Origin of the sequence: Allobacillus sp. SKP2-8 (assembly GCF_007559355.1) — a bacterium.
Classification (GTDB): Bacteria; Bacillota; Bacilli; order Bacillales; family Alkalibacillaceae; genus Allobacillus; species Allobacillus halotolerans.
The window spans coordinates 42,749-65,560 of the sequence record NZ_VMHF01000001.1; the positions used below are offsets into that span (position 1 = coordinate 42,749).

23 protein-coding genes and 2 riboswitches are annotated in these 22,812 nt (G+C 38.8%); of the genes, 19 read left to right on the top strand and 4 right to left on the bottom strand.

What is annotated here, in order from left to right; all coding sequences use genetic code 11:
* Positions 1 to 10 precede the first annotated feature (10 nt).
* Positions 11 to 505: a shikimate kinase gene (locus FPQ10_RS00240; protein ID WP_186278477.1), complete on the top strand. Its 495-nt coding sequence runs from the start codon at positions 11 to 13 to the stop codon at positions 503 to 505.
* Positions 506 to 629: 124 nt separating this feature from the next.
* On the opposite strand, the gene FPQ10_RS00245 is transcribed toward FPQ10_RS00240, so the two are convergent.
* On the bottom strand, positions 630 to 1,436 hold the full coding sequence (locus FPQ10_RS00245; protein WP_144158467.1) for a YqhG family protein: 807 nt from the start codon (positions 1,434 to 1,436) through the stop codon (positions 630 to 632).
* Positions 1,423 to 3,027 (bottom strand): DEAD/DEAH box helicase, encoded by a 1,605-nt coding sequence (locus FPQ10_RS00250; protein WP_144158470.1) that lies wholly within the window; start codon positions 3,025 to 3,027, stop codon positions 1,423 to 1,425. The genes FPQ10_RS00245 and FPQ10_RS00250 overlap by 14 nt, the downstream gene beginning before the upstream one ends.
* Positions 3,028 to 3,152: 125 nt before the next feature.
* A riboswitch (glycine riboswitch) is annotated at positions 3,153 to 3,240 on the top strand.
* Between the two features lie 3 nt (positions 3,241 to 3,243).
* Positions 3,244 to 3,327, top strand: a riboswitch (glycine riboswitch).
* A gap of 61 nt (positions 3,328 to 3,388) precedes the next feature.
* On the opposite strand from FPQ10_RS00250, the gene gcvT reads away from it, so the two are divergent.
* The 4 genes from gcvT to FPQ10_RS00270 all read left to right on the top strand — a co-directional run bounded on the left by gcvT (position 3,389) and on the right by FPQ10_RS00270 (position 8,259).
* A complete protein-coding gene (gene gcvT, locus FPQ10_RS00255; RefSeq protein ID WP_144158473.1) occupies positions 3,389 to 4,492 on the top strand; it encodes a glycine cleavage system aminomethyltransferase GcvT in 1,104 nt (367 codons plus the stop codon).
* 14 nt (positions 4,493 to 4,506) lie between these two features.
* Entirely contained in the window at positions 4,507 to 5,856 is a 1,350-nt protein-coding gene (gcvPA, locus tag FPQ10_RS00260; protein WP_144158476.1) for an aminomethyl-transferring glycine dehydrogenase subunit GcvPA, read from the top strand.
* On the top strand, positions 5,849 to 7,312 hold the full coding sequence (gcvPB, locus tag FPQ10_RS00265) for an aminomethyl-transferring glycine dehydrogenase subunit GcvPB (RefSeq protein WP_144158479.1): 1,464 nt from the start codon (positions 5,849 to 5,851) through the stop codon (positions 7,310 to 7,312). The genes gcvPA and gcvPB overlap by 8 nt, the downstream gene beginning before the upstream one ends.
* A 161-nt stretch (positions 7,313 to 7,473) precedes the next feature.
* Entirely contained in the window at positions 7,474 to 8,259 is a 786-nt protein-coding gene (locus FPQ10_RS00270) for an SDR family oxidoreductase (protein WP_144158482.1), read from the top strand.
* Between the two features lie 48 nt (positions 8,260 to 8,307).
* Here FPQ10_RS00270 and FPQ10_RS00275 read toward each other — a convergent pair whose 3' ends face one another.
* Positions 8,308 to 8,700 (bottom strand): rhodanese-like domain-containing protein, encoded by a 393-nt coding sequence (locus tag FPQ10_RS00275; protein ID WP_144158485.1) that lies wholly within the window; start codon positions 8,698 to 8,700, stop codon positions 8,308 to 8,310.
* A 337-nt stretch (positions 8,701 to 9,037) separates the two neighbouring features.
* Here FPQ10_RS00275 and FPQ10_RS00280 point away from each other — a divergent pair, with 337 nt between their 5' ends.
* Positions 9,038 to 12,724, top strand: coding sequence for a vitamin B12-dependent ribonucleotide reductase (locus tag FPQ10_RS00280; protein ID WP_144158488.1), 3,687 nt, complete (start codon positions 9,038 to 9,040; stop codon positions 12,722 to 12,724).
* Positions 12,725 to 13,414: 690 nt separating this feature from the next.
* Here FPQ10_RS00280 and FPQ10_RS00285 read toward each other — a convergent pair.
* Entirely contained in the window at positions 13,415 to 13,774 is a 360-nt protein-coding gene (locus FPQ10_RS00285) for an SA1362 family protein (RefSeq protein WP_144158490.1), read from the bottom strand.
* Between the two features lie 123 nt (positions 13,775 to 13,897).
* On the opposite strand from FPQ10_RS00285, the gene FPQ10_RS00290 reads away from it, so the two are divergent.
* The 13 genes from FPQ10_RS00290 to accB all read left to right on the top strand — a co-directional run bounded on the left by FPQ10_RS00290 (position 13,898) and on the right by accB (position 22,807).
* Positions 13,898 to 14,380 carry a YqhR family membrane protein gene (locus FPQ10_RS00290; RefSeq protein ID WP_144158493.1) on the top strand — a complete coding sequence of 161 codons (483 nt, stop codon included), beginning with the start codon at positions 13,898 to 13,900 and terminating at the stop codon, positions 14,378 to 14,380.
* 81 nt (positions 14,381 to 14,461) lie between these two features.
* Positions 14,462 to 14,896 (top strand): type II 3-dehydroquinate dehydratase, encoded by a 435-nt coding sequence (aroQ, locus tag FPQ10_RS00295; protein WP_144158496.1) that lies wholly within the window; start codon positions 14,462 to 14,464, stop codon positions 14,894 to 14,896.
* A gap of 13 nt (positions 14,897 to 14,909) precedes the next feature.
* Positions 14,910 to 15,971, top strand: coding sequence for a M24 family metallopeptidase (locus FPQ10_RS00300; RefSeq protein WP_144158499.1), 1,062 nt, complete (start codon positions 14,910 to 14,912; stop codon positions 15,969 to 15,971).
* A 23-nt stretch (positions 15,972 to 15,994) separates the two neighbouring features.
* Positions 15,995 to 16,555, top strand: a complete 561-nt coding sequence (gene efp, locus FPQ10_RS00305; protein WP_144158502.1) for an elongation factor P — start codon at positions 15,995 to 15,997, stop codon at positions 16,553 to 16,555.
* 275 nt (positions 16,556 to 16,830) lie between these two features.
* On the top strand, positions 16,831 to 17,826 hold the full coding sequence (gene spoIIIAA, locus FPQ10_RS00310; protein ID WP_144158505.1) for a stage III sporulation protein AA: 996 nt from the start codon (positions 16,831 to 16,833) through the stop codon (positions 17,824 to 17,826).
* Positions 17,768 to 18,280, top strand: coding sequence for a stage III sporulation protein SpoIIIAB (spoIIIAB, locus tag FPQ10_RS00315; RefSeq protein WP_144158508.1), 513 nt, complete (start codon positions 17,768 to 17,770; stop codon positions 18,278 to 18,280). Before spoIIIAA ends, spoIIIAB begins: the two co-directional genes overlap by 59 nt.
* A gap of 17 nt (positions 18,281 to 18,297) precedes the next feature.
* The gene (gene spoIIIAC / locus FPQ10_RS00320) at positions 18,298 to 18,507 is read left to right on the top strand and encodes a stage III sporulation protein AC (protein WP_144158511.1); all 210 of its coding nucleotides are present in this window, start codon (positions 18,298 to 18,300) and stop codon (positions 18,505 to 18,507) included.
* A gap of 13 nt (positions 18,508 to 18,520) precedes the next feature.
* Positions 18,521 to 18,913 carry a stage III sporulation protein AD gene (gene spoIIIAD / locus FPQ10_RS00325; RefSeq protein WP_144158514.1) on the top strand — a complete coding sequence of 131 codons (393 nt, stop codon included), beginning with the start codon at positions 18,521 to 18,523 and terminating at the stop codon, positions 18,911 to 18,913.
* A 16-nt stretch (positions 18,914 to 18,929) separates the two neighbouring features.
* On the top strand, positions 18,930 to 20,096 hold the full coding sequence (spoIIIAE, locus tag FPQ10_RS00330) for a stage III sporulation protein AE (protein ID WP_144158517.1): 1,167 nt from the start codon (positions 18,930 to 18,932) through the stop codon (positions 20,094 to 20,096).
* Between the two features lie 13 nt (positions 20,097 to 20,109).
* A complete protein-coding gene (spoIIIAF, locus tag FPQ10_RS00335) occupies positions 20,110 to 20,706 on the top strand; it encodes a stage III sporulation protein AF (protein WP_144158520.1) in 597 nt (198 codons plus the stop codon).
* Positions 20,707 to 20,710: 4 nt separating this feature from the next.
* A complete protein-coding gene (gene spoIIIAG, locus FPQ10_RS00340; RefSeq protein ID WP_144158523.1) occupies positions 20,711 to 21,322 on the top strand; it encodes a stage III sporulation protein AG in 612 nt (203 codons plus the stop codon).
* Between the two features lie 10 nt (positions 21,323 to 21,332).
* Positions 21,333 to 22,031: a SpoIIIAH-like family protein gene (locus tag FPQ10_RS00345; protein WP_144158526.1), complete on the top strand. Its 699-nt coding sequence runs from the start codon at positions 21,333 to 21,335 to the stop codon at positions 22,029 to 22,031.
* Positions 22,032 to 22,288: 257 nt separating this feature from the next.
* The gene (gene accB / locus FPQ10_RS00350; protein ID WP_144158529.1) at positions 22,289 to 22,807 is read left to right on the top strand and encodes an acetyl-CoA carboxylase biotin carboxyl carrier protein; all 519 of its coding nucleotides are present in this window, start codon (positions 22,289 to 22,291) and stop codon (positions 22,805 to 22,807) included.
* Positions 22,808 to 22,812 lie beyond the last annotated feature (5 nt).

Sequence of the window (22,812 nt, forward strand, 5' to 3'; positions counted from 1 at the left end):
GATGATAAACATGAAGCCGATCGCACTCATTGGTTTTATGGGATCGGGTAAGACATCAATCGGTCAGCTTCTTGGAAAGAAATTAGCGTACCCGGTGATTGACTTAGATGAACAGATTGAGAAAAACACAAATATGACGATTGGAGCCATATTTGACACAAAAGGAGAAGAATGGTTTCGAAATAAAGAGGAAGAAGAGTTAAATAAATGGACTGGGAAGAATGTGATTGTTAGCACGGGAGGAGGAATTATAAGTAGAAAACAAAGCCGAATTCGATTAAAGCAACACTTCCATACATTTTGGTTACATGCAAGTTTTGAAGAAATCATGAAGCGGTTAGTTGAGGAAGATGGAACGAGACCACTTTGGCAAAAGTCTAAAGAAGAAAGAAAAGAGCTATATTTAAAACGAGAGAGCATGTACAAACAAGCTGCACATTATATGATTTCTACGGACGGACGCAAAAAACATGAAATTGCTGAAGAAATTATCCACCTAATGTAGTTATACGTAACCGGTCTTTAAAAGTCAAAAGGAGATAATTTATTTATCTCCTTTAGAACTTTTTATTATTAAGCTTACCAAAAAGTATTTCAACAACAAATTGAAAATAATGTCATATTCCCTATTAAGAAATTAATTCTTTCGACATTTGCTCGGATACATAAAAGCAACCTAAATTGATCCATTCCAAGTCTACTTGTGGATATAAACGCTCAAATATTTGGTCCTTTGCTCGTTGGTGATCTGCATCGTCTTTGTCATCATCGATAATCAACTTATTCAACATATTCATTTCACGCTCATAAAGTTTGTGAGATTTATTGACAAAGTCCGATGATTTTTGTTTAATTCGTTGTTTGAGCTCTTCGGTTACTCGCTCAACAGCTCGTTCGTCAGAAATGATTTTCGGCAAGGTGAAACAAAAATTCGGCACAGCTGAAACAAAGTTTTTGTGTTCCATTTCATCCATCATCTGAAAGCGCATTGTTCCATCAATTAAGCGAATGCCAACACTTACAAGCTCATCTTTTGACTGGTATCCACGATACTTCACACGTATATTGCACACTAACCAAGGGTGTAGGGCTGTTTTCATTGTTTCGTTAGACTGGCAATCCTCGTAAAGGACGGTATACGCACCCTCTTGTTGGATGATTTTGAAGATCTGATCCAGTCGAGGAGAACCGAAGTGAATCCACTCTCCTTTAACCTGTTCTCTTTTTTCTTCTGCTGTAATGAAAGTTACGCTCATCGTTTCGCCGACCTTACCTAGCTTCTTCACATACTGCCAATAAAAAGGCCTATTCATCAACTGTTCATCCAGTTGTTCAGTTAACTTAATCGTTAAAATACCATCGGATTTTTCCACGATGGATGCTTGTCTCGATTCAAAGAAGTCGATTAAGAATGGTTGTATTTCAACTTGTTTCATTAAAAGCCTTCCTTTCTGATTGGTGCGATTTAGCCACTTCTATTAAATTATCCAATTTGATGGATGCTTCCTTGTCACTAGCGGATTCAGAGAGTATTTCCTTCATTTCATCCTCAAATTTTCCGACACCGATATCACTTAGAATTTGATCGAGCTCACCGACGACACCTTCGAATAGATCGAGCTTTTCATATAGGAGATGAAGTATTTTCTCATCAACGGTATTTTTAAGGATCATATAAAAAATTCGAACATTGCGCGTTTGACCATATCGATGAATTCTACCGATTCGTTGTTCCAACTTCATCGGATTCCAAGGTAAGTCATAGTGAATCATGTTTCTACAATGCTGTAAGTTAAGGCCTTCTGCACCTGCGTCCGTTGTAATTAACACGTCTGCTTTAGTCTCAAATAGGTGAAGCATCCATTGTTTTTTGCTTTTTCGAAAATCTCCATTATAGGTTACAGCTAGCAATCCATGTTGATGAAGTAACCACTGTAAATAAATTTGAGTCGCTTTATATTCAGTGAAAATAATGCATTTCTCACCAAGTTCTTTAATAAAATTCATTGTTTGTATCGCCTTCGCATGGTGAGGAAGCTCTTTTAATTCATTGATTCGATCAATGGCATGCTCGGTTTGGTTTTTAGTCAACATTTGAAAACAAGCTTCTCTACTTGAACAGATTCCTCGTTTAAAGGTTAATTGTGTCAATGGATGGTTGTGCTGTTCGTCATTGATTGAATCGTAGAATGCCTGTTCTTCCTCGGAAAACTCAGCATAGATGGTTTCAATATTCCGTTCGGTCCACTGATTTTGAGTCTCTTTGCGTAAGTTTCTCACCATCGATGTTTGAATCAATTGCTTCATTGCTTCTTGTGTTTCTGGATCTTTTTTCAATTGTTGTTTAAAAGCCTTTTTCTCACCTAAAAGGCCAGGTCTTACAATTTGCACTAAATTATAGATTTCATCCAGCTTATTTTGAATCGGTGTAGCTGTAAGCAACAAACAATAGGTTGCTTTGATGTTTTTAACGAATTGGTAATTTTTCGTTTGACTATTTTTTAATCGATGTGCTTCATCAACAATCAGCATGTCGTACTCTTGTTGAAGAATCTCTTCCTGATGCGGTGACTTTTTCGCCAAATCAATAGAAGTCACCACAACTTCATATAACGTCCAATCATAGGAACGGTGCTTGGCTCTGGCAGGAATGAAAAATTTTTGGTTCAATTCTTGTTCCCATTGACGAATTAATGAGGAGGGAGTTAAGATCAATACTTTTTTGACAAGCCCTTTGATCATTAATTCTTTCAAGACCAACCCTGCTTCAATTGTTTTGCCAAGGCCGACTTCATCAGCTAAGATTGCACGTCCATGCATTTCGTGAAGCACTTTTTCAGCTGCTTCTTTTTGATGCGGCATTGGTTCTAGTTCAGGTAAAAAAGAAAGACATGCGAGTCGTTCACCCTGGGTGCTTTTCATTTTTGTAATATCATAGGCTTGCTTGAATGTTCGCCAATCACAATTTGTTTGTTTCTGTAGTTCTTGACACTCTGATACTAATTGTTGATTGATTTGAACGTTCATACCAGACAATTCCTCCTTTTCTGACGAGTTGTTAAAACCGCTTACAGTCGACTGATACTTATGGTATAATATAAATAAAGATTCATTAGAGTAGTATGTGCAAAAAATAGAATATCAACACGCGAATGATTACAAGGGGAGAGACTGGGGAACCAGCGCCGACGGAGCAAGTAGGAATACGAATCTCTCAGGCAAAAGAACCCTTGTAGGACGCACCTCTGGAGAGAGTCTAAATTTATAGACCACCAAAGATGTAAGCAGTGATTGATTTCTGTGAAACTTTCAGGTGACAGGACAGAGAGAATTCCGAATGTTTTTATTTGGTATTCTCTTTTTTTATGTTCAATGGAGGAGGGGACTTATGAGCGAGTTAAAGCAAACACCTCTATATCCGGTTTATAAGGAATATGGAGGGAAAACAATTGATTTTGGCGGTTGGGCATTACCCGTTCAATTCGCTGGAATTAAAGAAGAACATCACACAACTCGAGAGAAGGCAGGATTATTTGATGTTTCACACATGGGGGAGATCGCTGTAAAGGGAGAAAACAGCGAAGACTTCTTACAAAAGATGGTCACCAATAATGTGTCTAAGATCAAAATTGGTCAAGCACAATATACATTCATGTGCAATGAACAAGGTGGCGTCATTGATGACTTTCTCATTTATAAACTCGATGAGAATGACTACTTACTTGTAGTGAATGCTGCCAATACCGAAAAAGATTTTAATTGGTTAAAGCAGCACCAAATAAACGGAGTTGAAGTGGATAACGTCTCTCACGAATATGCACAGCTTGCACTCCAAGGACCAAAGGCTGAACAAATTTTACAAAAACTCACCGAAACAAATCTGAAAGAAATTAAATTTTTCCGGTTTGATGATTCCGTTGAATTCCACGGAATTGATGGCAAGACAATCGTTTCTAGAACCGGATATACCGGCGAAGATGGCTTTGAGATTTACTTGCCAACGACTTCTGTCATCGATCTTTGGAAAGCGATTCTCGAAGCTGGTCAGGAAGAAGGGATCCAACCTGTTGGATTGGGAGCTCGTGATACACTTCGTTTTGAAGCGGGGCTTGCGCTTTATGGACAGGATCTCTCAGAAGAAATTTCACCTATTGAAGCAGGTTTAGGCTTTGCTGTAAAGACAGACAAAGAGACCGATTTTATCGGGAAAGAAGCATTAACCGAACAAAAGAATAAAGGTGCTTCTCGAAAACTAGTCGGATTTGAAATGCTTGATAAAGGAATCCCTAGACACGGTTATGATGTTTTGAAAAACGAAGAAACCATCGGCCATGTGACATCGGGTACCCAGTCACCGACACTTGGTAAAAATTTAGGTACAGCACTCATTCCGAGCGAATTTGCGCACGAAGGTGAAGAGATTGACATTCAAGTCCGGAAAAAGACATTGAAGGCAAAAATTATCCCGACACCATTTTATAAACGAAAGTAAGAGGTGATTGTTCTATGCAACATCGATATATTCCGATGACAGAAACAGATAAAAAAGAAATGTTAGATACAATCGGTATTTCATCTACCGATGATTTATTCGCTGATATTCCTGAAAAGGTTCGATTTCAAGGGGAGCTGGATGTAAAACCAGCCAAAGATGAACATGAATTAACTAAGGAATTGACGCAGCTTGCGGCTAAAAACGTTCATACAAAATCCCATGTCTCGTTCTTGGGCGCAGGTGTATACGATCATTACATGCCGTCTGTTGTTGACCATATGATCTCTCGTTCTGAGTTTTATACAGCTTATACACCTTATCAGCCGGAAATTTCACAAGGTGAACTTCAGGCTATCTTTGAATTTCAGACGATGATCTGTGAATTGACTGGTATGGACGTAGCCAACTCATCCATGTATGACGGAGGAACAGCACTTGCTGAAGCGGTAAATTTGAGTGCGGCTCAAACAAAAAAGAGTAAAGTATTGGTCTCTAAAGCCATACATCCGGAATCCATGGACGTCATAAAAACATATACAGCAGGCCCGAACGTTGAAGTTGTCGAAATTGACATCAAAGATGGATTGACCGATTTGGACCATTTGAAAGCTGAATTGGATGAAAATACGGCGAGTGTTGTCGTTCAATATCCAAACTTTTACGGTCAAATGGAGCCGTTAAAAGACGTACAAGAAATAGTAGGACAACAAAAAAAGACGATGTCCATTGTATCAAGTAATCCACTAGCGTTAGGTTACTTAACGCCACCTGGTGAATTTGGGGTTGACATTGTCGTTGGCGATACGCAGGTCTTTGGAATTCCAGCACAGTTTGGTGGACCACATTGTGGATATTTTGCAACGAACAAAAAGTTAATGCGAAAAGTACCTGGTCGCCTAGTCGGTCAAACCGTTGATGAAGAGGGACGTCGTGGCTTTGTTTTGACATTACAAGCGCGAGAGCAACATATTCGCCGTGATAAAGCCACATCGAATATTTGCTCGAACCAGGCATTAAATGCACTGGCGACATCTGTCTTTCTCAGTGTGATCGGTAAACGTGGAATTAAAGAAATGGCGACAAAAAATATGAAAAAAGCACGTTATGCTAAAAAAGCATTGGAAAATGCAGGATTTGAAGTGTTATACAGTAATCGTTTCTTCAACGAATTTGTTGTGAAACTAGACCAAGACATAAAAAATGTGAACAATCAATTGAACGACAGAGGATTTATCGGAGGCTTTGATTTAGGAAAAGTAGATGAATCTTTTAAGAATCACATGTTGGTTGCTGTCACAGAGATTCGATCCAAAGAAGAGATTGATCAATTTGTTAAAGAATTGGGTGATATCCATGGCTAAAGAAAAAGACTTTCCATTGATTTTCGAAATGAGCAAAGAAGGAAGAAAAGGATATCAGTTACCTGAATTAGATGTTCCTGACATAGACTTAGATGCGGACTTTGAAGAAGATTACATCCGAAAAGAAGCACCAGAATTACCTGAAGTCAGTGAACTTCAAATCGTGCGACACTATACAGCATTATCTAAGCGAAACCACGGAATTGATTCAGGTTTTTATCCACTGGGTTCGTGTACGATGAAATACAATCCAAAGATCAATGAAGAAATTGTTCGCTTGCCTGGTTTCAGTTTTGTACATCCTTATCAAGATGAGGAAACAGTGCAAGGAGCAATGGAATTGATGTACGACTTGCAAACTTCCTTGGAAAATATTACAGGCATGCACAAATTCACACTCCAATCAGCAGCAGGTGCTCAAGGTGAATGGGCTGGGTTGATGATGATCCGTGCTTATCATGAGGCCAATGGGGACACAGAACGCACCGAAGTCATCGTACCCGACTCTGCACATGGTACAAATCCAGCATCTGCAGCGGTAGCCGGTTTTGATGCTGTCACAGTAAAAACGAATGATCGTGGTCTTGTTGACTTAGAAGATTTAAAACGTGTGGTCAGTGAAAAAACAGCTGCATTGATGCTGACGAATCCAAATACACTTGGCCTTTTTGAAGAAGAAATCCTTGAAATGGCTGAAGTTGTTCATGGAGCTGGCGGACGTTTATACTATGACGGAGCGAACTTGAATGCCATTATGGGGTATGCAAGACCTGGTGACATGGGCTTTGATGTTGTTCATTTAAACTTACACAAAACATTTACTGGTCCTCACGGCGGTGGTGGTCCTGGTTCAGGTCCTGTCGGTGTTAGCGAAGAAATGGCGAAATTTTTACCGAAACCTGTACTGACGAAAGAGGACGATCAATTTACGTTTGACTACGATCGACCAGACTCAATCGGTCGGATTAAGCCGTACTACGGAAACTTCGGCATTAACGTGCGTGCCTATACGTATATCCGTTCAATGGGACCAGACGGATTGAAGCAGGTCAGCGAAAATGCGGTCTTGAATGCGAATTATATGATGCGTCGTTTACAAGGAGAGTTTGAATTACCATTCGATCAACATTGTAAGCACGAATTCGTTATATCTGGAAAAAAACAAAAAAAGCTTGGTGTACGTACATTAGATATGGCGAAACGCCTGCTTGATTTCGGATTCCATCCACCAACCATCTACTTCCCGCTTAATGTGGAAGAAGCTATGATGGCCGAACCGACGGAAACGGAATCAAAAGAAACGTTGGATGAGTTCATCGATGCATTAATTTCGATTTCTAATGAAGCAAAAGAAGATCCTGAAATCGTCCAAGAAGCACCACATACGACGGTAGTTAGCCGAATGGATGAGACATTGGCAGCTAGAAAACCTGTTTTAAGATATGAAAAAGAATAACTATTTCTTGATAACCCGAACGAAGCAATTTTATTGCACGTTCGGGTTTTTTCTTGTCGATTATAGGCAGGTGATCCGGCTAGTGTCGTTCCACCATTCGTTTATGACCATGTGAAAAGGGAAGAAAGTTATAGAAGAAACGTAAAAAAGGAGGCTTTGCTATTAGCAAAACGATATTCATTACAGGTGCAGGAAGCGGACTAGGTAGAGGCACCGCAATTGGTTTAGCAAAAAAAGGCCACCATGTGATTGCAACGACAGAAACGACTTCACAAAAAACGGACCTAATGCGTGAAGCCAACGATAAAAATTTATCAATGGAAGTTTTCAAATTGGATATTACAAATGAAATTGATTTAGATCAGATAAATCGATATGATTTTGATGTTTTTCTTGCGAATGCAGCCATCAATGAGCGCGGTCCGTTGGCTGAAATACCCATGGAGCGCTTTCGTCAAATTTTTGAAATAAACGTCTTTGCAACATTAAAATCAGTCCAACACGCAGCAAAACAGTTTGCTGAGAAAAAAAGAGGTAAAATTTTGTTTATGAGTTCGATTGCCGGAATTCTCGGAGCTCCATATGGCGGCCCATATGCTGCGACAAAGCATGCGATTGAAGCAATGGCATCTAGCTTGGCAAAGGAATTAAAGCCTTTTAACGTACAAGTAGGCACGATTAACCCAGGCCCATTCAACACAGGGTTTAATGATCGAGCGGCAGAGGAACAGTGGAAATGGTTTGACCCAGATACCAATTTCAGTGATGCAGAGGATATGAAGGAAAAAGAAAAAGGTTTAAACAATCAATATGATCCTAAAGAAATGATTGATAAGATGATTGATGTTATCCCTCAGGATCATCATAACTACCGTACAGCTTTTCCACAGGAAACAGAAGACAAAATGAAAGAGATGCAACAAGAGAGATGGGAAGCGGAAATTTAATTAAAAAGATGTCAGCCAGGAAATCAATCCTAGCTGACATCTTTTTAATTAATATCCTTTTTTCTTTGCTTTTACCTTACCTGTCCACTTACTGAATCCGCCTTTTAGCTGATTCAAATCTTCATAGCCTCGTTTATGCAGTAAGCTTGCTGCACGATTTGAACGTGAACTTCTTTGACAATATAGATAGACTGGCTTATCCTTACGAATTTCATTCAATCGTTGTTTCATCTGTGTCATCGGAATATTACGAGCTCCCAGAATATGTCCTCTTTCAAATTCTTGTGGCTCACGGACATCAATCAGTTGTGCTTTACGATAACCCTCGATAAATTGATCTTCCGTTAACGTTTTCAAGTAACGTTGGCGCCGTATATTTTGAATGACAACGAATATAATCAAGACCGCTGCGATGACTAAAATTGTAAATAAAATATCCAATTGAATTCCCCTCTTTTCTTTTCTCTACTGTATATTATAAATAGATTTTATATAAGATTCAAAGGTATATCATGAATTTATTAAATTGCTTAAAAAATGATGGACGGCCAATTTTTGAATAAATCTAATTATAATGTTTCGGACACCATATATAGTGGTAGTATTGATAACAAAGAACTATATATGGAGAATTTTGTTGCTTTTTTGATGCTGATTTGGTATGGTGAAAACAATATTATAATAGCAGAAGTCGATGCGTTTTGTCGAATTCTTAGGACCAGCTAGAGCCACAAGATGCGATGAGACAAATTGATTTTTGGATGAAGGAGTGTAACGGATGCAGAGTTTGAAAGATAAAACCGCTACATTGGACATTGAACAATTAAATGAGGATATTAAACAGTTTACACAGGTACATCCAATTACATCAGATATGAAAACGACACATAAAGGTGTATCTCGCCTAGTTATGTTAGATCGGTATGCCTTTAAAGACACAGAGAAAAAAACATTAAAGGCTGGAGATTTTGTCGTCTTAACGATTAAAGAAGATCCGAAATTCCCTGCGCGAGGAACCGGATTCATTACAGAGATTAATAAAAATACCAACCAAGCTACCGTACAGGTTGAGAGTGAATTTTTACATGTGCTTGAAAAAGAAGAGGAGCGAGAAAGTGGTAAAATTGTTCGCCCATTAAGTACGATTGATAAGCCGCTTGAAGTTTATTATGAACAAATTGCATTGCGAAACGCAACGGGACTTTCTGAGGTAGAAACCGATCCTGAAAAAAGACAAGTTTGGTTTGAAAAATTCTATCATGAACTTTCAAATCTGAATTTTATACCTGCAGGCCGTGTTTTGTATGGAGCGGGTTCGAATACAGATGTAACTTACTTTAATTGTTACGTAATGCCATTTGTAAAAGACTCACGCGAAGGAATTAGCGACCACCGTAAACAAGTGATGGAGATTATGTCACGTGGTGGTGGTGTCGGAACAAATGGTTCTACACTCCGACCACGTAACGCACTAGCAAGAGGTGTTAATGGGAAATCTTCAGGTTCTGTTTCTTGGCTGGATGATATCGCCAAACTAACACATTTGGTTGAGCAAGGCGGTTCAAGACGCGGTGCACAAATGATTATGTTAAATGATTGGCATCCAGACATTATTGAATTCATCATCTCTAAAATGCAAAACCCGAGAATCTTAAGATATCTGATTGAAAATATTGAAGATGAGACAATTCAGCAAATGGCCAAAGACAAGCTCAAATTCACACCGCTGAATGAAACAGAAGCACAAATGTATCAAGGTGTAGTAAATTATAAGCATATTCCCGGCCAGGGAGGCTTTTCTGACCAAAACATAAGAGATGCCGAAGAAAAACTTCGTGATGGTGGAACGTACAGTGTACATCATCCTGAATTTTTGACTGGCGCCAATATCTCAGTTTGTATAACGGATGAATTTATGGAGGCCGTTGAGCAGGATAAGATGTATGAGTTAAGGTTCCCGGATGTTGAAAATTATACGGACGAAGAAATGGACTATTACAATGCTAATTGGCATGAGGTTGGAGATGTTCGCGAATGGGAAAAAGAAGGTTTCGGGATTCGCACATATAAGACCATTAAAGCAAAAGACTTATGGAATCTAATTAATATTTGTGCCACATACTCAGCCGAACCAGGGATCTTTTTCATCGATAATGCGAATAAAGAAACGAATGCTACTGCTTATGGTCAAAAAGTCGTCGCGACGAATCCGTGTTTCCATCCATCTACAAGAATATCAACAGAGTTCGGATTAATGACGATTGAAGAATTATACAAAAAAGTCGGCAACAAATCCTTCTTAACGGCAACTGATAACCGTTTGACTGAGCAAGCTAAGGTGGTCAACGGAAGAGATCAAGAAGTGCCTGGGATTACGCACCGTGAAGCGATTGTATTTCCAACAGGAGAAAAACAAACATTGGATATACAATTGAAAAACGGTATGAAGCTAAATGTTACACCAGACCATCGTGTTTATACGGATAAAGGTTGGAAAGAAGCACAAGAATTGACGAAAGAAGACCTCGTTTATATTCAATCCGGCGAAGGACAATTTGCTGATCACGACGAGATCGGAGAGAGAGCTGGATTGTTCCTAGGTTGGTTAACAGGCGATGGCTGGCTTTCAAAAGATCGCCGTGTTGGACTTGTGTTTGGTAAAGATGACCAAGAGATCATCCCTGAAATTCTCGAAATTGGCCATGAATTAAGTGGTATGACACCAAAAGTCATGGAAAGAGAAAATGGTACGTTCCAAGCAAGTTATAACCGTAAAGCATTTACGGAGCAGATGAATGCATGGGGCGTTACATCGTGTCGTGCGCATGAAAAGAGAGTTCCTGAATCTATTTTCACAGCTAAGAAGTCAACGGTAACCAATTTCTTGCGTGGCCTCTTCTGTGCTGATGGTACGGTATATACGAAAGATAAGAATCATCGTACGGTCCGTTTAACATCTGCATCTAAAGAGTTACTCCAGGACACACAGCTACTCTTATTGAACTATGGGATTCATGGAAAAATCTATCCACGCGAAAAGCGTAATCAAATGAATTTCCGTTATGTAACAAAAGAGGGTGAAGAAAGCGTTTATGAAAGTAAACCATTCTATGAACTAGTCATTTCAGGAAATAACTTGTCATTGTTTAAAACAGAAATTGGATTCAAGCACATTCAACGAAAAGAAGATTTGTTATCGGTCGTTCCAAAATCTTCCCGAAAAAATGAAAAGTTCGTCACGAAAGTTGAGCGTATTGATGAGGGAGAAGTTGTAACAGTATATGATATTACAGAGCCAGAAACGCACTCACTGATTGCTAATGGTGTCGTCGTTCATAACTGCGGCGAGCAGCCTCTAGCGCCTTATTCTGTTTGTAACTTGGCCGCAGTCAATCTAGCAGCCATTGCGGACAAGCAGCAAGCGAAACCTGATTTCGAGAAATTGAAAGAAACTGTAAAAGTCGGCGTGCGTATGCAAGATAACGTCATTGATTCAACGCCATATTTTCTTGAGGACAACAGAGTGCAAGCACTAGGAGAAAGAAGAATCGGTTTAGGTGTTATGGGATTACATGACCTCTTGATTTATTGTCAAACGGAATATGGATCCAATGAAGGCAATCAATTGGTTGATGAAATATTTGAAACGATTGCAACAACAGCCTACCGTGAATCCATTGAACTGGCTAAAGAAAAAGGTAGCTTCCCATTCTTGATCGGGGAGACGGAGGAAGAAACGCAAGAACTAAGACAGCGTTTCATTGAGACAGGGTATATGCAAAAGATGCCAGAAGATATTCGCGAAGGTGTTTTACAATATGGAATTAGAAACTCTCATTTGTTGACAGTTGCACCAACCGGCTCAACAGGAACAATGGTAGGTGTGTCAACAGGATTAGAGCCATATTTCTCCTTCACTTACTATCGTAGTGGAAGACTTGGTAAATTTATCGAAGTTAAAGCGGATATTGTAAACGAATATTTAGAACTTCATCCAGAGCAAGATCCAGATAACCTTCCGAAGTGGTTTGTTACGGCAATGAGTCTATCACCAGAGGCCCACGCAGATACACAATGTGTCATTCAGCGTTGGGTGGACAGCTCTATTTCAAAAACGGTCAATGCGCCTAAAGGGTACCGTGTCGATCAAGTGGAACAAGTGTACAGAAGATTATATAAAGGCGGTGCTAAAGGTGGTACGGTTTATGTAGACGGTAGTCGAGATAGCCAAGTATTAACCTTGAAAGCCGAAGAAAATGATTTCTCTGAGCAGACAGAATTGTTCGAGGAAGAAGAAAAGAAAGTTGTCCTTGTCGATACTGTTAAAGAGTTGGAAAAGACGAATATGAACATCGGTTCTGAAATCGGTGATACTTGCCCGGTTTGTCGCCAAGGGAGTATTGAAGACGTTGGTGGATGCAACACATGCACAAACTGTGGTGCTCAGTTGAAGTGTGGATTGTAGATATTGAATAGAATAAAGAGAAGCAGTCTTTATTCTATGAACAGTGTTCTAAATGAATGGTAGTTTTAAAAATTAACCAATTAATAAAAGATGATCTCGATCGAAATTCGGGATCATCTTTTTTAGTTCGTTTTCATAAGACTCAATTTCATAATTGCTCTTTTTTAAATGCTTTAGTTGAACTAGCTGTATTTCTCTGGATCTAGTCTTCGCTAGATAGACTAGCCAGCTACCTAATACTCGGTCTATTCGACTGAAATCAGAGTCACGCATTCGATTCGGTTGATTAGCCGCTATCTATTCGACTGAAATCAGAGTCACGCATTCGATTCGGTTGATTAGCCGCTGTCTATTCGACTGGAATCAGACTTTCGCATCCAATCGGGTTGATTAGCCGTCGTCTATTCGACTGAAATCAGAGTCACGCGTTCGATTCGGTTGATTAGCCGCTATTTATTCGATCGAAATCAGAATCTCGTTTCCGATTCGGGCATTGATACTCTCTGAACGACGTTTTACGCTTCCCTGACAACGATGAGCGCAAATTTTTGAAATTGATTCATTAAGGTGTTTTAAAAATCGGAAGCCAAATGACAAAATGAAACCCTAGCTTTGGACTTTTTTAATAGTCCACTGGCTAGGGTTATGGTTGCAATCATAGATGTTGTATTACAAGTAGCAAGCATATTATTATTTTTTATTACCTTCAATAACGCGCAACTCTGGTTGATTGCCTGATCTTTTTTTGATCCGCGGCATCCGTTGCAGTTTTGATTGGCCACCTGTCTTTGCTTTCATGTTTGGTTTTACTTTAGCTCCAGATTTTCCATACATCTGTTTTGACTGCTTCAGTGCCTTTTTATAACCACTACTCACATTGCTTCTTCTTCGTACTAAGAAGAAATAGAGTAGAAAACCAACAATGACTGCGACACCAATCATCATCAGCATATTTCGTAAAAAGCCTCCTGGATTGATAATCAGTTGGCCTACTAAACCAATTACAGCAAGAATCGCAATTCCATAAGCTATCCATTTACCCCACTTCATTATTAGGCACTCCTTTCTATCCGACCTTTATTTATCATCATTATACCACTTTTGGATATCTATATACCTATTCTTATTGTATGATTTTCCCTTAATCGTCCAAATTAAAACCGAGGTGATTTGATGAGTGAGGAAAGTTATCCGAGAAAAAATCAAAATTTACTGGTGAAAAGCTTGGTAACTGGTTTTGTCGGTGCGTTATTATGGGGGGCAATCAGTTCGCTTGGTTACTTCATGTCTTTTTCGACTGTTTCGCATGCGAGTTTTATCCTTCGTTCGTTTTTTACAGGAAGCTGGACAGAAGGGTGGTCTGGAGAACTGATCAGCCTTCTCATCCTTGGTTTATTAGGCACCATTCCGGCAATTATTTATTATTATTTCTTTAAAAAGTTCGCACGTGTCATTCATGGGGTAATCTATGGAGTGATCTTATGGGCAGTTTTTTTCATTTTGCTAAACCCATATTTCTCTTACGTTCCAAATTTTAATGAACTAGAAATGGATACGATTGCGGCAACGGTTTGCCAGTTCGTTATGTACGGAGTATTCGTCGCCTACACGATTGCTTTTGATGCGAATGGTGAGCGGATTACTTTTCAAGAATAAGATTACAATTATCGGATGAATAACATGCCTGTACATTTTATGATAAACTAAAATTATTGTAGGAAAAAAAGGGGAATAGGCATGGAGAAGATTCTACTTCTAAATGGACCGAATTTAAATATGCTTGGCAAACGAAATCCTCAAGTGTATGGAACGGTTAATTTGGAAACGATTGAGAAACGTGTGCGAAACTTCTTGGTTGAACACGATATTTCTTTAGAGAGTTTTCAATCGAATCATGAGGGGGAATTAATTGATGCTCTTCATGAAGCGGATGACAACTATTCAGGGATTATTTTTAATCCAGGAGCCTATTCGCATACAAGCATTGCATTAAGAGATGCAGTGGAAGCCATTTCGACACCTGTCGTAGAAGTGCATATTTCCAATATTTATGCTAGAGAATCTTTTCGACAGTATTCGTATCTAGCTCCTGTAGTTTCGGGGCAAATTACCGGATTTGGGATAGAAGGATACTTAATGGCAGCTTATTCATTTTTGAAAAAACAATCATAAAGGGGAGAAAAACATGGAGAAACTACATAAGCTCAGAGAAATCATTAGAGAAGAAAGTGTAGACGGCATGTTGATTACGAATGGACAGAACAGACGTTATATGACTGGATTCACAGGTACTGCCGGAGTCGTATTGGTTACTGAAGATGAAGCTGTTTTCATTACTGATTTTCGGTATACAGAACAAGCGAAGGATCAAGTAAAAGGATTTACGATTGTAGAACATAAAGGCCCGGTTCACGTCGAAGTGGCAACCCAAGTCGAACAACTGGGAATCAAGAAATTAGGATTCGAGAAACAAGATTTGACTTATGCCATATTTGAACTTTATAAAAATGCGCTAAAGAGTGAATTTGTTCCAATTAATGGATTAGTGGAGAAATTACGCATTGTAAAATCTGATGAAGAACTTGCAATCATGAAAGAAGCCGGCAAAATTGCAGATGCCGCTTATGAACATATCCAGGGATTCATTAAACCAGGCGTCAAAGAAATTGACGTTTCGAATGAATTAGAATTCTTTATGCGTAAGCAAGGTGCAACGTCATCATCCTTTGATATAATTGTTGCTTCTGGTTACCGAGGAGCTTTACCTCATGGAGTTGCCTCCGATAAGGAAATTCAATCGGGAGAGCTAGTCACCCTTGACTTTGGCGCATTATATAAAGGATATTGTTCAGATATTACCCGTACGTTAGCCGTTGGTGAAGTCAGTGACCAATTAAAAGAAATTTATGATACCGTTTTACAGGCACAGCTCAAGGGAATGGAAGGGACAAAAGCCGGCATGACAGGAAAAGAGGCTGATGCACTTACCCGTGATTATATTGAAGAAAAAGGATACGGCTCTTATTTTGGACACTCTACTGGTCACGGATTAGGGATGGATGTACATGAAGCGCCAAGCTTATCTTTGAAATCGGATACCGAGTTGAAACCAGGTATGGTTGTAACCATTGAACCAGGGATCTACATCCCGAATGTCGGCGGTTGCCGAATTGAAGATGATATTGTTATTACTGAAAATGGCAATGAACCACTGAACTTTTCAACAAAAGAATTAATTACTCTTTAAAAGAGAGTAGAGGAGGAATATGAATGATTTCAGTAAACGATTTTAAAACAGGACAAACAATCGAGCTTGATGGTTCCATTTGGCAAGTTCTCGAATTTCAGCACGTAAAACCGGGTAAAGGTGCAGCGTTTGTTCGGTCGAAATTAAAAAATCTTGAAAACGGGAATACCCAAGAAAAAACGTTCCGAGCTGGAGAGAAAGTGAACACGGCACATTTGGAACGTCGCCCAATGCAATATTTATACTCGGTAGATGAAGACCATACATTTATGGATACAGAAACATATGATCAACTTGATATTCCAGGAGATACGATTAAAGAAGAACTGAACTTCTTAAAAGAAAATAGCCAAGTGACCGTTATGATTTATGACGGAAAAACACTGGGCATTGAATTACCAAAGAACGTTGAACTTGAAGTAATCGAAACCGAACCCGGCATAAAAGGTGATACAGCCAGTGGTGGAACAAAACCTGCAAAACTAGAAACAGGATATTCTGTACAAGTACCTTTCTTTGTCAACCAAGGAGACCGGTTAGTCATAAGTACAAGCGATGGAAAATATGTTTCCAGAGCTCACTAAATTTTGAATGAAAATTAAACCTGTAGTTAACGCCAATTTAGACGTTAACTACAGGTTTTTTTATACCCGGAATAATGTCTTTCTACCACTTTTTAATTACCCTCTGTTTTACTCCTTCTTTAATTAAAATTAATCAGACAACGAAATATATCATGATTCTCGCGAAATTCTCTTAAGCGTTAACGAAATAAGAATCACTTAAGTAATAGATTTCAAACGCATAACTCGAACCTACGCCTCATAGAATGAGATAAGACAAGCAAGGGGGAAGTTTTTTGGAAGAAGTATTAAACGTGTTGCCACCATATATTGTAAGCAAAATAAAAGAATCTATAACAGCAAGTGAACTGAATGAATTAGAAGAAATTCGACTTCGGGTTCACCGACCGACTGAAGTGGTATTAACGTCAAGGTCGATCATGATTGATTCCATTCAACTGACCCAAGAAGAATCGAAAAGATTTTTAGCTCGAATTACTCAACATTCTGTATATCGGTTAGAAGAAGAACTCAAAAGAGGGTTCATTACTTTACCTGGAGGGCACCGGATAGGTTTGAGTGGATCAGTGAATATCCAAGATGGAATGGTTAAGGCAATTAGCCATGTTTCATCATTTAATATCCGGGTTGCTAGAGCAATTATTGGTTCTGCTCAGATGATTAGTCCAATGATCATGGACAACCATTCAAATGTGTTGAATACGTTGATTGTGGGTCCACCGAAAACAGGAAAAACAACTATTTTGCGAGATATCATCAGGCAAATAAGCGATGCAGAGAATGGTTTTCAGCACCATCGTGTTGGGTTAATTGATGAGCGAAATGAAATTGCAGCGACATTAAACGGTATCCCACAACAGCCTGTCGGAAATCGAACGGATGTAATGTCCGATTGTCCGAAGGCAGAAGGAATCATAATGATGATTCGATCAATGTCTCCAGAAGTGATTGTTGTAGATGAAATTGGCCATGAAAAAGACTCACAAGGGTTACTTGAGGCAGTCTATGCAGGAGTTAAGTTGATCTGTAGTGTTCACGGAGAATCGATAGAAGATATACAGAAAAGACCTTCAATTCAAGCGTTAATTCGTGAAAGAGCCATCGAGCGCTTTGTTTTCCTAGATCGACTGTCCCCACCTGGTACTGTCAAAAACGTATATAACCATCGGTTTGAAGAAATCAAAAGAGCCGAGAGGATAAGGAGTGTACAGCATGAAATGGATCGGCATGCTGCTCATCCTGTTCACGTGCACGTGGGTAGGAATCGATAAATCAAATAAGTTTAAAGGTAGAACCAATCAATTACGCGAATTCATTCAAGCACTGCAATTAATGGAAGCAGAAATGACATTTGGAAAGTTGCCGATTCAGTCATTGTTTGAATTACTTTCTGAACAATTAAGCGAGCCAGTTTCCCACTTTTTCGACGATCTCAATAAGCGACTCACACACGTTGATTATTCACTTCAAGAAGTTTGGCAGGAGACCATTCAAAATCACTTTCATCGGCTGGCACTGACTAAAAAAGATCTCCATGTATTGAAGCAATTTGGAGATACATTAGGATTGCACGATTTAGTGCAACAAAAGAAACAAATTGAGTTAGCATCGATTCATTTACATAAGCAGTTGAATGAATCTGTTGAAGAGGAGAAACGGTTTGCGAATATGAGCCGAACATTGGGATTACTGACAGGCGTTTTAATTGTATTGGTTTTGATTTAGGAGAGGGGGATGAATCGATGCAAGATATTTATATTTTGTTTCAAGTGGCAGGTGTCGGCATTATTGTCGCAATCATTCATACCGTTCTGAAACAAATGGGTAAGGAAGACATTGCTCATTGGGCAACTTTAATTGGCTTTATTATCGTCTTAGTGATTGTCATCGATTACTTATCCCGTTTATTCAACCAAATTAAATCCGTTTTTATCTTACAAATGATCATGTAAAGGAACGGTATACATGGGATCAATTTTACAGCTTTTCGTTATTATCATGGTAGCCGCAATGTTAGTCGTCATCGTCCGTGAACAAAATGAGTCTATTAGTTTTTTACTCGTTTTACTCCTTGGAATTTTTGTTTTTTTGTTTGTGTTAAACCAAGTCGAACAACTATTTAATTTATTTCAGTCCATTGTTTCTAAATTCGATGTATCACTGCTGCACCTAGATACGATGATCAAAGTAATTGGTGTTGCGTATCTGACAGAATTCATCTCACAGCTTTTAAAAGATGCTCAGTTGAACTCAGTTGCCGTCAAGGTCGAAATAGTCGGTAAACTTTTTATCCTATTATTAGCTTTACCGATTTTCATCTCAGTCCTTGAAACATTAATGTCATTTATTCCGCAATAAAAAGGAGATTAGATCGATGCGGTTTTTCGTCGCCTTCTCTGTCGTTGTCTTTATGATTTTAGCTTTTATTCCTGTACATGCAACTGCAGAGGAGCAACAAATGGACTTGGAAATGGATGAGCAATGGATCGACACCGAAGAAATACAAGTCTATTGGCAGGACGCACTCAGACAATATCGTGAATTTATACCACTATCTGCAGATGAACATTGGTTGGATGCTGTAAAAGATGGATCCATCTTTTCGATTAAAGATTGGTTCAATGGGTTCCTACTGTTTTTCTTGGAAGAATGGCGTACAAATGGCAAGTTAATCGGCATGCTATTTTTACTCTCCTTATTGAGTGTCTTTTTGAAAATTCTCGTCGGTTCATTTGAAAATAGCTCAGTCAGTAAGATCAGTTACTTAGTTATTTTTGGTGTTTTATTGACTGTGGCGATATCTAGTTTCTACCAAGCCGTTAATTATACAACAGAAACAATTGAGTCGCTAAGTCACTTTATGTTTGCCTTATTACCACTCATGTTAAGTTTGATGGCTTCATTTGGAAATGTTGCGACGGTTGCTTTTTTTCAACCATTAATACTTGTGTTTACCCAAGTTTCAGGAGTTCTGATCAGTAAGTTGGTTCTACCGTTACTATTCATTTCAGCAATTTTACATATTGCTAGTTTCGTTAACGAGGAGTTTAACGTTTCACGCCTGGCTGATCTATTTAAATATGTTGCTTTTGTCATTATGGGTGCATTTTTAACCTTATTTGTTTCACTCATGTCTTTGCAAGGTGTGAATGCTGCTGTGACAGATGGTGTCGCGATCAGAGCTGCCAAGTATGTGACAAGCAATTTTATTCCTGTCATAGGCCGGATGTTCACAGATGCTACGGATACAGTTCTCTCAGCTTCCATATTATTAAAAAATTCGATCGGGATTGCAGGTGTCATCATCATCTTGTTGATTACTTTATTTCCTGTCATTAAGGTACTTGTGATTGGATTGATTTTCAAAGTGACTTCTGCAGTACTTCAACCGATTGCCGATGGTCCAGTCGTGGATTTAATCGATGTAATGGGAAAATACATTCTATATATTTTAGTTGCTTTATTACTCATGTCACTCATGTTTTTCTTTGCGATTGTGATGTTAATTATTGTCAGTAACATGACGCTGATGATCCGCTAAGGAGGTGTCTCCAATGTCATTTTTAATGAACTGGGTTTCGCAAATCGTCTTATTTATTTTCTTGGCGACAATTGTCTCCTTATTGATTCCGAAAAATTCGCATGAAAAAGTAATTAAGCTCGTATTTGGATTAATTGTGTTTCTATTATTTCTTCATCCATTGAAAATGATTTTCCAAGTGGAACCTGATCAAATCATTTCGCAAATACAGTTGGAGGAATTCTTACAAGGAGAAAAAGATATAGAAAAAGAGATTTCTGATAAAAAAATAGAAATACAAGCCTCCACTGATGCATATATATTAGAACAGCTAGAAAAACAAGTAGAAAACACGGTAGGTGAGGAGTTGATGGCTACATATGGCGTAAGTGTTCAAGACATTACTATCCAGATGAAAGAAAACGCAACCGAAGAAGAACCTCAAATGGACGAAGTTACATTTAGACTTGCAGAAAACAAACAAGAATTAATCGAACCAATTGAAGATGTATCAATCCCTGCTAGTAACCATACAGACCGGAGAGATCGTGATATAGAAATCGCACAGTCGATTTCTTCATTATTAGATCTTCCTCTTCAGGCAGTTGAAATTGAATGGGAAGGAGGATGATCCGATGGGTCTTAAACAGTGGTTTCAAACAGAATCCGAGAAAGGTCAAAAACCTACTAAAAAATCATACGTTTTGCTAATTGGGCTAGTTGGAATCTTGTTCATTCTCGTTTCAAATATCTTTTCAGATTCTTCGAAAGAGGATGAACAACCAATGACAGAAAAGCAAGAAGTATTTCTGAAGAATGAAGCCAAAAAAGAAACAAATGAACGGAACATCACTCAAATTCAAGAGGAAACAGAAGATATGTTGACAGAAGCATTGAATGCTCTTGCAGGCGTATCCGATGTACAAGTTGTCGTTCAATTAAATGCTTCGGATTTAAAAATTTATGAAAAAAACCAAACAACTAGTTATCAAAAAACCGATGAAGATGATCAGAATGGCGGTACGCGCACAGTTGATGACGAAACCGTCGAAGATCAAACAGTGCTAATTCGAAAAAACAATAATGAAGAACCATTGTTGATTCAAACAAGAAACCCTGAGATTCGAGGGGTGTTAGTCATTGCAGAGGGGGTTGATCAAATTCAGGTCAAGCAAATGGTAATCGATTCAGTTTCAAGGTTGTTAGATGTATCTACGCACCGAATAGCAGTAATGCCAAAAAGTTAGGAGGAATATAATGGTTTTAAAGAAACAAACAGTCTGGTTAATTACAATGTTGAGTTTATTGATTGTATTGAGTGTGTACTATATGCTTCCGGGTGATGACCAAGCAGCGATGAGTGATTTAGAGGATGACCAAAAAGAAGAAGAACGTTCAGATGAAGAAGAAGGTGACGATGCTGAAAGTGAAAATTTCGTCGTATCTGAGCTACCAACAGGTGATTATTTCCAAACCATCCGACTCGAAACGGAAGATGCTAGAAGTGAAATGAAAGAAAAGCTCTCCGAAGTCATTTCTTCCACTACAGCGACTAGTGAAGAAAAAAATGACGCCATGGACCAAATCTATTCCATTGAAACCGTTTCTCAAAAAGAATCTTTGTTAGAAAAGATGATCATTCAGGAAAAAGACTATGAAGATGTCCTTGTTCGTAAAGACGATACAAATGTAAATGTTACTGTTATGGCCAATGAGTTGTCCAAAACAGATGCCAACCATATTATGCAAATGGCGCGTGATGAATTTGGTATGCTGGACGTTTCAGTAAAGTATCAAGGTGAGGTCAGTCAGCAAGAGGAATCCGGTGATGAACCAGACCAAGACGAATCTGGTGATAATGAACAGTCACAGCAAGACGAATCCGGTGATGATGAACAATCAGATGATACGCAAGAGGAAGAAGAACAAGAGCAAGAACAGGAAGATCAAGCTTAATTATGAATTTGATACATTCATTTATACACCAATCGGGATCATTAATCTTGGTTGGTGTTTTTGTTTTGTTAAGCCTTGATGGATGTAATGTCATCTTCTTAAAATGAATGAGTCTAAAGGCTGAATTGACTTACCTGCGAGCTTGATTTTGTTCGCTATTGGCAAATAGTTGTGAAAATTAAGTTGAACATTGATTGCCATTTATCGTACAATTAAACCATTAACGCATGATTAAATTGAAAAGGAGTGCCAATGATATGCTAAAGGTACAAGAGATTCGCGAACTGATCAAATTAATTGACGAGTCATCAATTACAGAATTTAAGTATGAAACAGATAATGCTGAGGTTCATTTAAAGAAAGGAACAGGAGAAGCGCCGGCTGCTCCAACCGCTCAACCTTCAGTAGTGCAACCAACTGAACAATCAGCTCCAGCATCAACATCTGAGAAACCTGAAGCGGCAAGCCAACCAGAAAAAACAGCTGAAAAACCAGCAGAAAAACAAGAAGAGGCAGTAGATACTCCTACAGATTATGATCATGAAATTACCTCACCGATGGTTGGTACATTTTATGCCTCCCCATCACCAGATGAGGATCCATATGTTAAAACAGGGGATCGAGTAGAAGGTAACTCTGTTGTATGCATTGTAGAAGCAATGAAGCTATTTAATGAAATCGAAGCCGAAGTAAACGGAGAAATTGTAGAAATATTAGTTGAAGACGGCGAGTTGGTTGAATACGGACAACCGTTGTTTAGAATTAAAAAAGCGTAAGGAGG

Coding starts and splice junctions, on each gene's coding strand:
- FPQ10_RS00240 (WP_186278477.1), top strand. CDS start 11: ATGAAGCCGATCGCACTCATTGGTTTTATGGGATCGGGTAAGACATCA.
- FPQ10_RS00245 (WP_144158467.1), bottom strand. CDS start 1,436: ATGAAACAAGTTGAAATACAACCATTCTTAATCGACTTCTTTGAATCG.
- FPQ10_RS00250 (WP_144158470.1), bottom strand. CDS start 3,027: ATGAACGTTCAAATCAATCAACAATTAGTATCAGAGTGTCAAGAACTA.
- gcvT (WP_144158473.1), top strand. CDS start 3,389: ATGAGCGAGTTAAAGCAAACACCTCTATATCCGGTTTATAAGGAATAT.
- gcvPA (WP_144158476.1), top strand. CDS start 4,507: ATGCAACATCGATATATTCCGATGACAGAAACAGATAAAAAAGAAATG.
- gcvPB (WP_144158479.1), top strand. CDS start 5,849: ATGGCTAAAGAAAAAGACTTTCCATTGATTTTCGAAATGAGCAAAGAA.
- FPQ10_RS00280 (WP_144158488.1), top strand. CDS start 9,038: ATGCAGAGTTTGAAAGATAAAACCGCTACATTGGACATTGAACAATTA.
- FPQ10_RS00285 (WP_144158490.1), bottom strand. CDS start 13,774: ATGAAGTGGGGTAAATGGATAGCTTATGGAATTGCGATTCTTGCTGTA.
- FPQ10_RS00290 (WP_144158493.1), top strand. CDS start 13,898: ATGAGTGAGGAAAGTTATCCGAGAAAAAATCAAAATTTACTGGTGAAA.
- aroQ (WP_144158496.1), top strand. CDS start 14,462: ATGGAGAAGATTCTACTTCTAAATGGACCGAATTTAAATATGCTTGGC.
- FPQ10_RS00300 (WP_144158499.1), top strand. CDS start 14,910: ATGGAGAAACTACATAAGCTCAGAGAAATCATTAGAGAAGAAAGTGTA.
- efp (WP_144158502.1), top strand. CDS start 15,995: ATGATTTCAGTAAACGATTTTAAAACAGGACAAACAATCGAGCTTGAT.
- spoIIIAB (WP_144158508.1), top strand. CDS start 17,768: ATGAAATGGATCGGCATGCTGCTCATCCTGTTCACGTGCACGTGGGTA.
- spoIIIAC (WP_144158511.1), top strand. CDS start 18,298: ATGCAAGATATTTATATTTTGTTTCAAGTGGCAGGTGTCGGCATTATT.
- spoIIIAD (WP_144158514.1), top strand. CDS start 18,521: ATGGGATCAATTTTACAGCTTTTCGTTATTATCATGGTAGCCGCAATG.
- spoIIIAE (WP_144158517.1), top strand. CDS start 18,930: ATGCGGTTTTTCGTCGCCTTCTCTGTCGTTGTCTTTATGATTTTAGCT.
- spoIIIAF (WP_144158520.1), top strand. CDS start 20,110: ATGTCATTTTTAATGAACTGGGTTTCGCAAATCGTCTTATTTATTTTC.
- spoIIIAG (WP_144158523.1), top strand. CDS start 20,711: ATGGGTCTTAAACAGTGGTTTCAAACAGAATCCGAGAAAGGTCAAAAA.
- FPQ10_RS00345 (WP_144158526.1), top strand. CDS start 21,333: ATGGTTTTAAAGAAACAAACAGTCTGGTTAATTACAATGTTGAGTTTA.
- accB (WP_144158529.1), top strand. CDS start 22,289: ATGCTAAAGGTACAAGAGATTCGCGAACTGATCAAATTAATTGACGAG.